The organism is Ancylomarina salipaludis, assembly GCF_004122035.1.
Lineage (GTDB): Bacteria > Bacteroidota > Bacteroidia > Bacteroidales > Marinifilaceae > Ancylomarina > Ancylomarina salipaludis.
Map to the genome: position 1 here is coordinate 47,985 of NZ_SAXA01000019.1, position 14,933 is coordinate 62,917.

General features: G+C 35.3%; 11 protein-coding genes and 2 tRNA genes. 6 read left to right on the plus strand and 7 right to left on the minus strand.

Annotated elements, in window-relative coordinates:
• Positions 1-236 precede the first annotated feature (236 nt).
• A tRNA-Gly gene (locus EO244_RS15520) sits at positions 237-309 on the plus strand.
• Positions 310-324: 15 nt separating this feature from the next.
• Positions 325-408 (plus strand) — tRNA-Leu (locus tag EO244_RS15525).
• A 55-nt stretch (positions 409-463) separates the two neighbouring features.
• Here the strand turns inward: EO244_RS15525 and EO244_RS15530 are convergent.
• From EO244_RS15530 to EO244_RS15560, 7 genes are all read right to left on the minus strand, one after another.
• Positions 464-1,042, minus strand: a complete 579-nt coding sequence (locus EO244_RS15530; RefSeq protein ID WP_129255604.1) for a tetratricopeptide repeat protein — start codon at positions 1,040-1,042, stop codon at positions 464-466.
• Between the two features lie 50 nt (positions 1,043-1,092).
• Positions 1,093-2,487 (minus strand): tetratricopeptide repeat protein, encoded by a 1,395-nt coding sequence (locus EO244_RS15535; protein ID WP_129255605.1) that lies wholly within the window; start codon positions 2,485-2,487, stop codon positions 1,093-1,095.
• Positions 2,463-4,685, minus strand: coding sequence for an urea transporter (locus EO244_RS15540; protein WP_129255606.1), 2,223 nt, complete (start codon positions 4,683-4,685; stop codon positions 2,463-2,465). Before EO244_RS15540 ends, EO244_RS15535 begins: the two co-directional genes overlap by 25 nt.
• Positions 4,685-6,034, minus strand: a complete 1,350-nt coding sequence (locus tag EO244_RS15545) for a type III PLP-dependent enzyme domain-containing protein (RefSeq protein ID WP_129255607.1) — start codon at positions 6,032-6,034, stop codon at positions 4,685-4,687. Before EO244_RS15545 ends, EO244_RS15540 begins: the two co-directional genes overlap by 1 nt.
• A 154-nt stretch (positions 6,035-6,188) precedes the next feature.
• Entirely contained in the window at positions 6,189-7,235 is a 1,047-nt protein-coding gene (locus tag EO244_RS15550; RefSeq protein WP_129255608.1) for an ATP-grasp domain-containing protein, read from the minus strand.
• 2 nt (positions 7,236-7,237) lie between these two features.
• Positions 7,238-7,480: a PqqD family protein gene (locus tag EO244_RS15555; protein ID WP_164977513.1), complete on the minus strand. Its 243-nt coding sequence runs from the start codon at positions 7,478-7,480 to the stop codon at positions 7,238-7,240.
• Between the two features lie 185 nt (positions 7,481-7,665).
• Complete coding sequence (locus EO244_RS15560; protein WP_129255610.1) at positions 7,666-7,869, minus strand: helix-turn-helix domain-containing protein; 204 nt, start codon at positions 7,867-7,869, stop codon at positions 7,666-7,668.
• A gap of 314 nt (positions 7,870-8,183) precedes the next feature.
• On the opposite strand from EO244_RS15560, the gene EO244_RS15565 reads away from it, so the two are divergent.
• From EO244_RS15565 to EO244_RS15580, 4 genes are all read left to right on the plus strand, one after another.
• Positions 8,184-8,759: a TetR/AcrR family transcriptional regulator gene (locus EO244_RS15565; protein ID WP_129255611.1), complete on the plus strand. Its 576-nt coding sequence runs from the start codon at positions 8,184-8,186 to the stop codon at positions 8,757-8,759.
• Between the two features lie 196 nt (positions 8,760-8,955).
• Positions 8,956-10,026 (plus strand): efflux RND transporter periplasmic adaptor subunit, encoded by a 1,071-nt coding sequence (locus tag EO244_RS15570; RefSeq protein ID WP_164977514.1) that lies wholly within the window; start codon positions 8,956-8,958, stop codon positions 10,024-10,026.
• Positions 10,023-13,076: an efflux RND transporter permease subunit gene (locus EO244_RS15575; RefSeq protein WP_129255613.1), complete on the plus strand. Its 3,054-nt coding sequence runs from the start codon at positions 10,023-10,025 to the stop codon at positions 13,074-13,076. Before EO244_RS15570 ends, EO244_RS15575 begins: the two co-directional genes overlap by 4 nt.
• 20 nt (positions 13,077-13,096) lie before the next feature.
• Positions 13,097-14,461: a TolC family protein gene (locus EO244_RS15580; protein ID WP_164977515.1), complete on the plus strand. Its 1,365-nt coding sequence runs from the start codon at positions 13,097-13,099 to the stop codon at positions 14,459-14,461.
• The last annotated feature ends 472 nt before the right edge of the window (positions 14,462-14,933 follow it).

Here is a 14,933-nt window from a genome sequence, read left to right on the forward strand (position 1 = left end):
TGCCATTTTAATAGTGATTCTCTGACTTTCAGGAAGTCACGAACCCCGCGATTTTATTAGCATTCCAAGAAAGTGAAAAAAAAGAGGCTATTTTCATTTTTTCTTTTGCAGAATCAAAAAAAGCGCATATATTTGCAACGTCAAAACGAAAAAACAATGGCTGCAAAGCCTTGTTTATTCACCCAAAGGCTGCAAAACTTATTTCGATAACGATCGAAAATATAGGTTAGCAAAATGCGAGAATAGCTCAGTTGGTAGAGCACAACCTTGCCAAGGTTGGGGTCGCGAGTTCGAGTCTCGTTTCTCGCTCAATCCTTTAAGGATGCCCGGGTGGTGGAATTGGTAGACACGCTGGACTTAAAATCCAGTGGCTTCACGGCCGTGCGGGTTCAAGTCCCGCCCCGGGTACAAAAAAAGCTTCAATCTCAAGATTGGAGCTTTTTTTATATTCAAATTTTTGCAATCAATTTCCCTCCCCCAATAGCTTCAAACCTTCCAAGGCAGATGGATCCTGAGGAAAATACCACAGACTTTTCTCGAAAAGGATTAAAGCTTCTCGGCTTTTCCCCATATGATAATTAGTCCACGCCAGCATGATAAGTGAATCATAACTAAAAGGATACAAATCAACTACTTTTTTAAAGTGAAGATAAGCTTTTTCATAAGCCTCCTGTCCGTAATAGATAAGTCCCAATCTGTAATTGGCTATAGTTTGATTGGGTGAAATCTCCAAAATTTCTTTATAGAGATTTACTACTTCAGTCCATTTGCCCATAGCTGCTTTGGGCAAAATCAAACCAAATTTTGCCTCCTCTGCATAGGGCATCAAATTAATTGCACGCTGATAGTGTGCAATAGACTCAGTAAATATACCTGCCTGGTAATTAAGCCAACCTAAGCGCAAATTGATTTCATACGAATCCTCGTCATAAACCTCTTTTAACTGATCAAGAGCATGAGAGAAATCACCTTCTTTCTCATATTTATAGCTCTTTTCAAAGGCTGACCTAACAACCTGGAAATTTTGTCCAGACAGCTTCATACATAATAAAAATACGATAAGCAAACTGAATAATCCTTTTTTAATTACCCTCAGAAGTTCCATTTTATACCTCCAATTATTGATTGTACGTTAATGTGCTGACGATTTAACTCATCATTTATCATATAAGTATTTCTTTCTCTCTGTTTTTGATACAGAAGAAAGATGCTCAGCTTCCCTTTAAAAATGTATTGATATAAACCTATATCTCCCCTATTTTTCACAAGATTTATGCTATTATATACCGAATACCCTTCATTTTCTACTTGCATAAACATATCTCCAAAACTGTATCCCAGTTGCGCCCAGGTATTTTTTGCTAGCTGAAAGCCAAGTCCACCATTCCAATATCTCCGATTCAACCAGCCCCCATCCAATTTTTCCTCCATTTGATTGGTAAAACGACCATTCATATAAAACTTTAAATTCCCAAGGGGGTAAAAACGAACAGATACCTCTTGCTGCCAACGAGATAAGTCATTCGTATCATAATACAATAAACCAACACTCACTTTCCAATTAGATATGTCCTGCTGAAGCCCCATATATCCAATAAAACTGTTTTGAGTATTCGCATAAGGATAAATTTCAACCATAGCCCCAGAATCACCGTTTCCTCCATTCTCACTACCACCAGCTCCATTTCCATTTCCTCCGTTACCATTCTCTTTTAATTGCAATGGTAGCAATACCGCTTCAGTTGTAGTTTCAATGGTAAAGGGATATCCTTTCACTTTAGTTTGCACCCAATGTCCTGAAAACACCAACTTAGTTCCATACCCCAACTGAAAAGAACTTTTCAAATAGTATTGATTTTGATGTACCTCCTCGTCAAAAGAAATCCCTTCCGATACAGTTAAATTTTTCAGATCTACCAAGCTGTAGGCATGGAATAAAGCAATTCTTTTCCCCACTTGATGATTCAACCCCAAACTATAATGATGAAATTGCTTTCGAACAGTTTGTTGCTGAATCTGATCAGAATTTATTGTATAATCATCAAGAAACTCATATTTGGTTTCAGCATAAATTCCAGAAATAAACTCTATTTTATCAATCCCATATTTTTCCCGAATTGTTTGGGGCAATTCGTTTTGCATACGAATTGCATCCATGCTTCTATCCCCTAAAAGATAAGAAAAGTACAAATACTCTTTTATGCTCTTATCCTCGGGATTTTGTTGAGACAGCTTTTGAAAAAAAACAGCTGATTTCCGATAATTCTTCATGTTATAATAGGCAATACCCATTCGTAAACGCAAATAATAAAAATCAATACCTTGCTCAATAGACTTTTCACCTATCACAATCAGTTGTTTCCATTGCTGTTTCTGATAAAGTTCAAAAGTTTCCTTGTCCACCTGACTAACACTCTGATATTTCTGAGCATGTACATATGAGCTAATGAGGATACTCAAAATCAATATGCTTGCATATTTCCACATCTTATTTCCAGTGTTTTACCTTTTGTGTAAATCTTAATTCGAAGCAAAGCCCCGCTTTCTACAATAATTTCATTTTTCAAATACACTTTCTCATTAGGATAACTACAAATTACTTTAGACTTTAGCTCTATTTTTTCGGACGTAATTCGGTCTATTTTATCCAAATAATTCAACTGATACTCTGACTTTAGATAAATATGAAATGGAGCTATAAAGTCCTGAATAAAGAGTTTTCCCGCTCCATAAATCAAGTTAGGAGGGAATTCTGCCCTTACATTCAAATTTGGATAGTAACCCAGATAGATTTTATAGCAAGAGAGATATAAGTAATACAACAGAGAACGTCTATTCCCCAAATAATTATGAAACTGCAAAACGTTAGCCTCTATACTAAAATAAGCCCTTGAATTAGTCAGCCCGCAGTATAGATAAGTATTAGATAGCACATCAGATTTCACTTCAAAATGCCAATCCTTTTGAGATAAAATCATTTTATCATTGTGTCCTGATATCACCTCAAAACTAAATTTCTGCCCCAATTGAAAGCCTAAAGTTTGCACTAAAAGTGGGTGAGCGTCTCCTCTTAGCAGTTTGGCAGACTTAATTGGCTGAGAATACGATTTAAGCACAACTTGATTATTGATCCGCTCCATATAATGAGGGAGAGCAACTTCGAAAGTAGCTGAACCAATATAAGGTGTCGTTTGAAACTGAAAGTGGATGTGAGGAAAGGGCGACCTTCCCGAATTACCGCAGGTTCCTAACACGTCCCCTTTTTTTACAAAATCTCCCTTTTTCACCGTAAAACTATCCTCCTTGAAATGGCTCAACTGGGAATAAAATCCACCGTGATGATGAATGACCAAACTATTCCCCCAATTTTGATCTAAATTAACTTTGCCTATTTCATTATCTGGAACACCATCCAGAATATTCACAACCTCACCATCAGCCGGACTTAAAATCAATTTATTGTAGCAGTAGTAATCCTCTACAACATTGCCATGCTTTTTAAACTGTTTACCCTCATCATCCACAATCGCAAAATCCCAGGCATGGCGCCACTCATCCTTATGCGTATATTCTCCATCATGAGCCTGAGTAACCGTCCACTCTCCCATAAAAGGCAGCTGAAAACCAGAGAATCCCATAGAGGACATTCGAAGGGCGTTATTTCTAAAGAAATACAAATTCTTTTCTGGGGAATTGTGTTGAACTCTTACCTCCTGCAATTTCGCATTAGGCTTATATCTCAATTTTAAAATATACAAGAATAAAAGTGTAACAACATTAAATGGGAGTGCATAAATGGAAAGCTGGTAAGGTGCAAACCACTGCATGCTACTGAGGGTAATTAATACCACTATTGGCAATAAAAGCACAATCCATAAATAAGAATACAAGGATGGAATAATATAAAATCCCCCTAGGGCAATTGACGTAAGAATAAAATTAAAACCAATATAAGTATAACTCAACTCACTGATATTTGCACCAATCAATCCATAAAAGAGATAAGCAACATAAAAACCGTATATCGCTAAAGTAAAAGCGATTCGGGAATACAAAAGTAAGCCCAAAAGAATAAGTAAGCCAGCCAGCCAATTGCTTTGAAAGAAAATGGCACCAAGAGATTTAAGAAAAATAGAAACTGAATCAAAAAGTCCCAAATTTTGAATACTATGATAGAGGTTTACCAAAGACTGACCTCCAATATCATAAAATTCATTGGCCTCATAAATCCCTCTTTCACTAATACCAAGAGTTGTTAAATCGCTACTCCCCATCATAATCATCCACAGACCTAAGAGAAAGGGAACACTTAAAAAAGGCAACGCATATTTTGCAAACACCCCCTGCAAAAACAAACCAATAAATAGGGTTAAAGCTGAGGATAAAACAGTAAGCAAAACAATTTCGATGCCTGGCTGAAAATACAAACCTATCCCCAAACCAACTAACAGGCTGTTAAAACCATAGGTCCCTTCTTTGATATAAAAAGGAGAAAAACCCATTATGAAAGCAATAACATTTGCAGCCACTAATGAAATAAGTCCTGACACCCCAGCCCAGATATCAAAAAAACTAACCAAAAGCAGCAGTAAAGCAAAGGTTTTGTTTCGTGAAAAAAACACCTGAGCATAACTATTTAGGATGGCCTCTCCCAAAAATAATATGTTCTTACTGAAAACTTTCATTATGTTTTAAGATGCTCAGGAACATCTTCCATATTGTTAAATTGTTCATAGGTTTCTTTCTTCCGAATAAGATGCAAATTTCTATCCTCATCAATCAGCAAAACAGGAGGTCTTAATTTTATAAACTGCATCCATTGAGTCATGTTATAAGCACCAATACGTGGAATCACAACAGCATCACCTCTTTGCAGAAGAGGAAATTGAACAGCTTCCCGAATTACATCAATATTCATACAAAGCGGACCATAAATTGTCGTATTTTCTGTTTGATCTGATTTCATCTGAGTTGGTAAAACATCATGCTCATACCAGAAAGAGGTAAAAAGCATATTAACGCCGATATCAATCACTGTCGCTCTGCGACCATCCACCAAGCGTTTGTTTGCCAAAACACTTCCCAACATAAAACCAGCATCATCTACCAGAGCCCTACCTGACTCTAAAATCAAAAGAGGAAGCCTGTCGGGAGGTAATTCACTGGCAAGCAAAGCAGATGTTATGACTTCAGCATAATCATCGAAAGATGGACAGGTATCTGAGCCTGGAAGGTAAGCACCCTTGAGGGTATTTTTCGATGCAAATCCCCCTCCTAAATCAAGGTACTTCACACTATGGTTAAACTTTCGAAACAATCGAATAGCCAAATCTGCCATTTTTTTTGCAGCAATAGCATATGCACTAACAGCAGTAATATAAGTTCCCATATGGGTGTGTAAGCCCAATAATTCCATAGAATCATGTATCATGACACGATTGAGAACATGCCAGGCTTCGCCATTTTCAAGGTTAAAGCCAAAACGATCCCACTGAGGATAGATTCCCGCATCTAAATTTATTCGAAGTGCGACCTTTGCTGTTTTATTGAGTTTATGAGCCAATTCTCCCAAAAAATAAAATTCATCCAAACTATCCAGATGGATCATCGCGCCATCATTTATGGCCCTTTCTAAATCCTCCTTTGATTTTTCCGGACCGTTAAATATAATTTGATCTCCTGAAATCCCATTTTCAATGGCCTTACTGTATTCAAATCCTGAAACAACTTCAGCCCATGCTCCCTCTGAATGAAAGATTTTACAAACCGCATTTAGATAGTTGGTTTTGTAAGACCATGCAAATTGCACCCGAGGATAACGAGACGCAAAAGCTCTTTGGGCTTGTCGGTAGGTTTTACGAATACAAGACTCGGAAATCACATACAACGGAGAGCCATACTGAGCCATAATGTCCTTTATGGCAAGCTCTTCGATATGACTAATAATAGGGACACGAGTACCCATCCCAAATTTATCAGGCATCCCAGCATTAACTTTATTAATTATAGGCCGTTCATAATCTAATTTTTTCATATGATTGGTATTTCATGTTCTGATCATTTGTATATTACTGAACTATCACTCCATTCTATATTAAAAATTCTCTCTCAAACTCATTCCACCAGCCAAGCTTCTTGTTTTTTCTCTTTAATTAAAAAATGGTAAAGCTTTGGAGATAATTATCCTCTTACATTTCACCGCTAACCGATAAACTTCCAAATTGTGCGATATCCCCTATTAAATCATAGGAATATCGAATAAACATCTTGCCAACTTCATAAGAAGAAAAAGGCTGAAGTTTCATTCCCATAGCTAGTTTTACCAAAGCTTCGGGTAGGTTTTGTCCTGCTGCGACAGCCAAATAGACCCATGCAGGAATTCGTGGATTAATTTCAATAAGAAAATACTCATTTTTATTTGTTTTGATCAATTCTAACTCCATCCCCCCCTGCCATTTAGTCTTTCGAATCAAATTTCGTGTTAACTCCAGCATTTTTTCATTCTGAATGGTAATACCTCCCCAAGCCTTACCTTTATCAGTAATATACTGCTTGCGCATTGGAACCGCACCTATCGTATTTCCCAATCCATCACCCAAAGCAATCACATTCACCTCAGTTCCCCTTATAAATTCCTGAATGATTACAGGCATACCCCATTTAGCCGAAATCCTATTAAAAAAACTATTTACCTGTTCGGCAGAATAAGCCAAATAAGCATCATAAAATTTGCCTTTCACAAGTAGCGGGTATTCAAAAGAATCCTTCAGTTGTTCGATATCACGCCTATGTGTAATAACCTTACTAAAGGGAACTTTAACTCCATACTTCTCGCCATATTGGCTAAGATTGGCCTTTTGCCTCTCTTCAAACTGATCCATTGTGGGCAGAAAAGTATGAATACCTATATTTTGAAGTCTTTCCTTAGCCTGTATAAAAGTATAGAGCTCGGCATCAAAATTTGGGATAATAACATCAAGTCTTTCTTTAGAATGTATGTACTCAATCCTATTAATTAACTTATCCATTCCAGATGATGGGTATGGAATCTGATAAGTTTTGTCAACCATATCTGGCATATAAATTCCTGGCTCCAGATTTTCATAGGCCAAACCAATAATTCTAACATCAAAATCTTTACTTTCTCTGAGACCTCGAATCACAGGTATCCCAGGTCCGGGATTATCAGTATTATTTAATCCAGTTACAGCGATATGATATTTTATTTTTTTCATTTTCACCTATCTAACAATTCATGATGTTGTAACATCTCCAAAAAATCTTCGATATTCTTCTCAAGCGTTACCACATCCACCTCATATCGATCAAAAAGTAATTGCTTAACATCAGCGACATCATTACCTTCTCTTAAAAAATTTACTATTTCTGTTGCAATCGGATTTAAAAGGAATGAGTCGCCGGTTTCCGGATTAAATAAAAATCCGTTTTCACTGATCGCAATATTTCTTTTTAGTTTCATCATTCATGGATTAACTAACAATCTAAACAATGATTGTTTTTTTGTTTTCAAAAAAGCATTTTTAAAAGATAGTTCCGCCAATAATTCGTGATAAAAAGTTAAAACAAAAGCACTTAGATTCTGTTACAAAATATTGTGAAAAAGTTATGAAATTCCACTTAGCAATTGAAAGAATACAACTTGAGCTAATACAAGGCGTTCAGGCATTTTTTATTTTTCAGCCTACTTTTTTTATATTCGGATACAGACTCTCCAGTCATCTTATGAAACTGTGCAGAAAGATACTGCACACTACTATAATCCATCAGATAAGCAATTTCGCTAAGGGTCAACTCATCCTGATCGACCAATTCTTTTATGCACCCTATCCCCTTGAGAATAATATTCATCTCCTTTCTCATTTGGTTTTTTCCCTAAGATTCTTCCTCTGGAACAATATGTTGTGGAGAAAAGTCTCTCCGAGCAGCTGATATAGGCTAACCCCATGTAGGCATTAATGTTTATCTGTTTTATCGATTATTCAAACCTCTTAATAATAATAAACTTTGCACCTATAATTTGCAATGAATATTATTTTATATTGTTTAAAATCATTACGAGTTACTGTATTTAATATAATTGGATACTTAAATAAACTTAAATATGCTTTGAGGGAAATTTATTTCAATTATATTTGCACTAAGAATACTAAGGAAGTTCAACTATGGCAAAATCAGATAAAGCAGAGATTCATGAAATGGTGACTAAGGTCGCAAAGGATATGATGTTGAAATACGGGCTTAGAGGATTGAATATGGTAGAGTTGGCTCGTGAATGTGGTCTAGCTAAGGCAACACTTTATAAGATTATTGGAACTAAGGAAGATCTTGTGAAGGAAATAGCCTTTGAAATATTTAATATGAATATTATTAAAATATTAGAACCATACAGAATAATTGATGACCCAGTGGAAGCAACACGTATATTCTTGGATAACTACTTGAACTATGCTATTACTGCTCAAAAAATTTTGATTCAGCAGATCTATAAAGAATATCCATTAATTGAGAAGGATGTTGAGGAAAAATATGAGAATGAGAAACAAATTGTGAACCAATGCTATATCAATTGGCAAAAAAAAGGTCTGATCCGTCAAGATATCAATGTTGAATATTGTATTGAAGCTTTGCAAGCTTTAAATGAGGTGTATGTGACTGCATCACATTCGGAAGAGGAAACCATTGAAAGACTACGTGCATCTTTTAGATGTATGTTACTTGGTATGGGGATAGATGTTTGAAAATTAATTAAACAATTAAAAAGGGGAGCTTAGGCTTATCTTTTTTTACACCTAAATGAACTAAACGTACGAATATAGTTCATTAAATATGTATTTTAAATTATAACAATAGAGAAAGTCACTTCTCTATTATTTTTATGAATAAAAATGAACTAACTGCACTAGCTGTGTTCAAATTGGTTTTAAAATGAAGAAAATGAAAATCGCAAAAATGATTGTGTTTACACTCTTGCTTTCGTTGAGCATGCTTGCCTGTAAAGAAAAGAGTGTTATTAAACCTGAGATGATTCGGCCAGTTAAGGTCTTTAAGGTGGAAGTTAAGCCATCAAATTATTTAAAAAAAGTATTTACGGGGTTGGTAAAAGAATCGAGAGAGGTAAAATTAGCATTTCAGGCTCCGGGGCCTTTGGTTAATTTAAATGTTGATGAAGGAAAATTTGTTAAAAAGGGTGAAATTATTGCAGTTCTAGATGAACGTGATTATCAAGTTCAATTAGAATCGGCAAATGCAAACTATGAGAATGCAAAACTGCAAGCTAAAAGGTATAGCGCTTTATATGAGAAACGAAGTACTTCGAAAAGTGTTCATGATCAGATGCAAGCTGCTTATAAATTAGCTAAAGCTCAAAAGGTTGCTGCTGAAAATGCATTAAAAGATACAAGAATTTATGCTCCCTTTTCAGGTTACGTGCAATCAATGTTTGTAGAAAACTTTGAAAAAGTTGGTGCAGGTCAACCCATCATTTCTTTACTTGATTTAAATCATTTAGAATTAGTTGTCGCTCTTAGTGAGAATGATTTTTTACAATATAAATATTTCACAAAATTTCATTGCAAATTTGAACAGTTTCCAACAAAAACATTTGATTTAGATCTAATTGATATTGAAAAAAAACCCAATGGAGATAACTTCTATAGGATGAGATTGGCTATTAACCTCAAGAATGTTCACATCGTTCCAGGGATGGTGGCGAGTGTAAGTACTTATTTAAAAACAAAAGAAAATGAATTGCAAAAGGTTCCTTCGGCATCAGTTTTTAGTGAAAAGGGTAAGTCATATGTGTGGAAACTAAACTGTGCAAAAAACTGTGTTGAGCGCAAAGAGGTGAAATTGAATAGTTTTGATTCAGAAGGTATGATTTCTATTGAAAAAGGTGTTTCTAATGGGGACCTAATTGTTTCGGCAGGTGTACATAGCCTAAAAGAAGGGCAGAAGGTAAAAATGCTAAGTAAGAAAACGAATTCGAACATAGGAGGTCAGCTATGAATGTTACAGAAGCTATTTTAAAACAACGTAAAGTACTGTTAGTTGCTTTGATAGCCATTGCTATAGGAGGTATGTTCTCTTTCTTTAAGATGGGAAAGCTCGAGGACGCGGAGATTACGGTGAAATCAGCATTAGTTATCACACAATACCCTGGAGCATCTCAACATGAAGTAGAGTTGAGAGTTACTGATGTGCTTGAAACAGCCATACAGTCAATGGATAATATCGATTTTATAGAATCCCGTTCTATGGCTGGATACTCCGAAATAAGTGTGAATTTATCTTCAACTTTGGGATCAGATGAGTTACCACAGGTTTGGGATCTTTTAAGACGAAAAGTAAATGACACTCAGGTTTATCTTCCCCAAGGGGCTTCCACGTCTATGGTATTTGACGATTATGGAGATGTATATGGCATCTTTTTGGCCTTAAGCGGAGAGGGATTTTCTGGTGAAGAACTACAAGATTATGCGCGTTATATTAAAAGAGAAGTTCTTTTAATTGATGGCGTTAAGCGTATCAACTTATTTGGAGAGGAACATACCTGTGTTAATATTGAACTTTCTCAGGAGAAAATGGCTTTTTTGGGTATTCATCCTTATAAGGTAGTTGAGTTACTCAATAATCAGAATAAGATGATTGATCCAGGTAGCTTAAAAATAGGAACGGACCGTGTACGTATCACCTCTAATGGGAGTTTTCAGCAATTAGAAGATTTGAAAAATCTATTGGTTTCGGGCAGTGGTTCAAATTCCGTTTTTTTAAAAGATATTGCTCGCATAAAGAAAGATGTTGTGACTCCTTATTTAAATAAACTGAAATACAATCAAATGCCTGCCATTGGCATAGCGGTTGCGATGGAAAAAGGTGGGAATGTAATTGAATTGGGAGAGCGTATTCAGAAAAAGATAGATGAACTCACATCAAACTTACCTGTAGGAATCAACTTAAATAAGGTCTTTTATCAGCCTGAACGTGTTAGTTCGGCAATTAATGTCTTCATAATCAACCTGATTGAATCTGTTTTGATCGTTATTATCGTACTTTTATTTGCAATGGGATTTCGAACAGGCTTGTTAATTGGTAGTGGCTTAGTTTTTACTATTTTGGCAACATTCATTGTGATGTTAACTTTCGATATTGCTTTGCAACGTGTTAGTTTAGGTGCTATTATTATCGCAATGGGGATGTTGGTTGATAATGCCATCGTAATTGCCGATGGGATACTAATTGATTTGAAAAAAGGGGTTCGAAGAAAAGAGGCAATGATTAAAACGTCTAAGCAAACTGCTATACCACTATTGGGTGCTACTTTAGTTGCAATTTTAGCATTCCTTCCTATTTATTTATCTCCAGATAGTACAGGTGAATTCTGCGCAAGTTTGTTTATTGTAATAGCAATTTCTCTCTTTTTAAGTTGGCTGCTTTCGCTAACACAAACACCTTATTTCTGTGATTTGTTTCTGAAGGGCGATAAGTATTCAAAAAACCATGATAATAATACAGATCCATATTCAGGTAAATTTTATCAACTATTCAAGTCATTCATCAAGTATTCTTTGAAACATAAAATAACTTTTACTTTAATAACTATTGCTTTATTTATCTCATCAATTTTTGCTTTTTTTAATGTGAAACAATTATTTATGCCAAATTTGGCATATAATCAATTTGTTGTTGAATATTTCTTACCCAATGGTAGTGATATAAATAGTGTAGAGAAAGAATTAAAAGAATTGGAAACCTATTTGTTGACGCAAGAAGATGTCGTGAATGTGACCACTAGTTTAGGTGCCACTCCGGCAAGATATACTCTGGTTCGTCCTATAACCAATAATTTCTCCAATTATGGTGAACTCATTGTAGATACTAAAGATTATGAAGGTACCAAGCGATTTGGTAAGGAACTACAGGATTATGTGAGTAAGAATTATTCTTGGGCAAGATGTCGTGTCAGATATTATTCTCCTATTTCTTCAGAGTATATGATTGAAGCTAAATTTTCCGGCCCTGATCCTGAAGTCTTAAGAGATTTAGCAGATAAAGCTCAGGAAATTATGAAAAATGAGCCAAGAGCCGTGATGGTAACGAATAATTGGAACAATACAGTAAAGGTTTGGAACCCGACATTTTCTCAAGCGCAGGCTCGTTCTGCTAATATTACACGTGCTGATGTTTCTAATGCTTTGGCATGTGCCACAACAGGTTTGCCTATAGGTCTTTTTCATCAGGCTGAAGACATGCTCCCAATTCTATTAAAAACTAAATCGCCTGAAAGTCAATACGTTGAAGCTTTGGAGAACACGCCAATTTGGGGTAATAATCCACAAAGTATTCCACTACGTCAAGTTGTATCAGATATTGATATTCAATTTGAAGATTCGACCATTAAGCGATACAACAGAAGAAGAGCAATTAAAGCACAATGCGATCCTGCTCCAGGTTATAATGCTCCAGATGTATTTAACAAACTGCATCGTGACATTGAAGCCATTCCATTACCGGAAGGATATGATTTTGAGTGGTTGGGTGAACATAAGGATAGTAAAGATGCGCAGGACAATATGAATAAGTTTTTGCCGCTTGCTTTCTTCTTTATATTTTTCATCATTCTACTATTATTCAACAACTTCAGACAGCCAATTATTGTTCTCTCTGTTTTGCCACTTGCTTTTATTGGTGTTAGTTATGGCTTATTATTAACAGGTAAGGCTTTTGGTTTTATGGCTATTCTTGGTACGCTTGGTCTTATGGGAATGATGATTAAAAATGCCGTCGTCCTATTAGATCAAATCAATTTAGAAATAGCAGCCGGTAAGGATATGCTAAATGCAATTATAGATTCAGCTGTGTCAAGAATGAGACCAGTTATAATGGCTTCATTTACTACAATTTTAGGAATGATTCCATTGATTTCTGATGAACTGTTCGGAGGCATGGCAGTAGCTATTATGTTTGGATTACTTATAGGATCAATAATCACGCTTATTATTATTCCAATTTTGTATGCCATATTTTATCGTGTGTCAACCAAAAATGTAATGAATTAAAAAAAATGCTAAGAAAATCAATGAAGAATATATATATGTTATTACTCCTTAGTTTGGTTGTTATACAAGGGGTAGGACAAGAAAAACTCTCACTAAAGGAGAGTCGTAAGCTGGCATTAGAATACAACAAAAAAATAAAGATCGCAGATCTAATGATATCTGAAAATCAGTCGAATGTGAAATTTACATTTACTCATTTTCTACCTAATCTTTCAGCAGCTGGTTCGTACAACTATTTCCACAATATTGATGATATTAACCTAAGTGGAGGCTTCTTGAAAACAGCCAGCAGTTTAGCTGAAGCGCAACAAGGCAATTTCATAGGAGATAGCGATATTTATTTTCCAGGTTTTAATTTGGAGATGGGAAATATCAATTATCAATCGGCTAATGTCCAATTGGCTCAACCTATTTATATGGGTGGTAAAGTCAGAAGCTCTTATCATATGAGCAAGTTAGGCTCTGAGCTTTCCATCTACAATAAAAAGCTGCAATCCTCTGAAGTTTTGTTGGAGACTGATCAGGCATACTGGAACTTGGTTTCAATTAAAGAAAAGGAGTCCTTGGCTCAGAAATATGTGGATATGCTTACGACTCTGGTTTTGGATTTAAACAATGCTTACAATTTGGAGATTACAACAAAAAATGAATTATTGAAAGCTCAGGTTCAGTTGAATCAAGCACGTTTAGATCTATTTAAAACTAAGAATGTTCATACCTTATCTAAAATGGCTTTATGTCAGGTAATTGGTAAGGATTTAAAGAGTGAAGTTGTAGCAACAGATACAAGTATCAATGTTGTTGAAAACAAAATTCAGGCTGATTATTTGCAAAAAGCTTTATTGAATCGACCGGAATTGTTAATGCAAGCCAAACAAGTTGAAATATCTAAAGAACAAGTAAAGTACGAACGTGCAAACTATTTACCACAAATGGGAGTTGGAGCTTCTTATACCTATACGAATAAAATAAATAGCATACTTCCATCGTCAAAAATACTAACTGTACAGGCTAATGTTACTATACCTATATTTCATTGGCAAGAACGGAAACACAAGTTAGCTACTGCTCGATTCAGAAGTAAACAAAAGGAGTTAGAGTTGGACAGAGCTGAAGATATAATCAGTCTTGAGGTTCAGCAATCTTATTTCAACTTACAAGAGGCTTTGCAGCAAATTGAGTTGGCGAAAATCTCGATGGATCAAGCCAATGAAAATCTAGAACTAACCAAGAACAGTTTTTACGAAGAACTTGCAAATACAAGAGAATTATTAGATGCTCAGGCTTTTTGGCAGAAGGCACATAGCGAACTAATCGATTCGAAAATCAATTATAAATTGAATGAAATTCGATTCTTAAAATCGATAGGAAAATTAGATATCTAAAAAACAACAAGTTGTGACCGAATCAACATCATAGGGTGGCTTAATTGATTGTCGTGATTCAATTAAAGATTCGGTCCTTCTTTTTTATTCGTAAAATTTCACTACTAGACTATAACTGAGTTCAGACATTGAATAAAATTAATTACTAGCTTAATCGTTTATAAATTGGGTTGTCTGTTTTTAACACTTGATTTACATTAAAAACTCAATTATTTATGATAACAAATCAAACTAAAAACACTTAGATTCTGTTTCAAAATATTGTGAAAAAGTTATGAAATTCCACTTAGCAATTGAAAGAATACAACTTGAGCTAATACAAGGCGTTCAGGCATTTTTTATTTTTCAGCCTACTTTTTTTATATTCGGATACAGACTCTCCAGTCATCTTATGAAACTGTGCAGAAAGATACTGCACACTACTATAATCCATCAGATAAGCAATTTCGCTAAGGGTCAACTCATCCTGATC

Excerpts from the sequence above, each read along its gene's own strand:
- EO244_RS15570 (WP_164977514.1), top strand. The coding sequence starts at position 8,956 with ATGAAAATCGCAAAAATGATTGTGTTTACACTCTTGCTTTCGTTGAGC.
- EO244_RS15540 (WP_129255606.1), bottom strand. The coding sequence starts at position 4,685 with ATGAAAGTTTTCAGTAAGAACATATTATTTTTGGGAGAGGCCATCCTA.
- EO244_RS15530 (WP_129255604.1), bottom strand. The coding sequence starts at position 1,042 with ATGAAGCTGTCTGGACAAAATTTCCAGGTTGTTAGGTCAGCCTTTGAA.
- EO244_RS15565 (WP_129255611.1), top strand. The coding sequence starts at position 8,184 with ATGGCAAAATCAGATAAAGCAGAGATTCATGAAATGGTGACTAAGGTC.
- EO244_RS15560 (WP_129255610.1), bottom strand. The coding sequence starts at position 7,869 with ATGAATATTATTCTCAAGGGGATAGGGTGCATAAAAGAATTGGTCGAT.
- EO244_RS15575 (WP_129255613.1), top strand. The coding sequence starts at position 10,023 with ATGAATGTTACAGAAGCTATTTTAAAACAACGTAAAGTACTGTTAGTT.
- EO244_RS15580 (WP_164977515.1), top strand. The coding sequence starts at position 13,097 with ATGAAGAATATATATATGTTATTACTCCTTAGTTTGGTTGTTATACAA.
- EO244_RS15550 (WP_129255608.1), bottom strand. The coding sequence starts at position 7,235 with ATGAAAAAAATAAAATATCATATCGCTGTAACTGGATTAAATAATACT.
- EO244_RS15535 (WP_129255605.1), bottom strand. The coding sequence starts at position 2,487 with ATGTGGAAATATGCAAGCATATTGATTTTGAGTATCCTCATTAGCTCA.
- EO244_RS15555 (WP_164977513.1), bottom strand. The coding sequence starts at position 7,480 with ATGAAACTAAAAAGAAATATTGCGATCAGTGAAAACGGATTTTTATTT.
- EO244_RS15545 (WP_129255607.1), bottom strand. The coding sequence starts at position 6,034 with ATGAAAAAATTAGATTATGAACGGCCTATAATTAATAAAGTTAATGCT.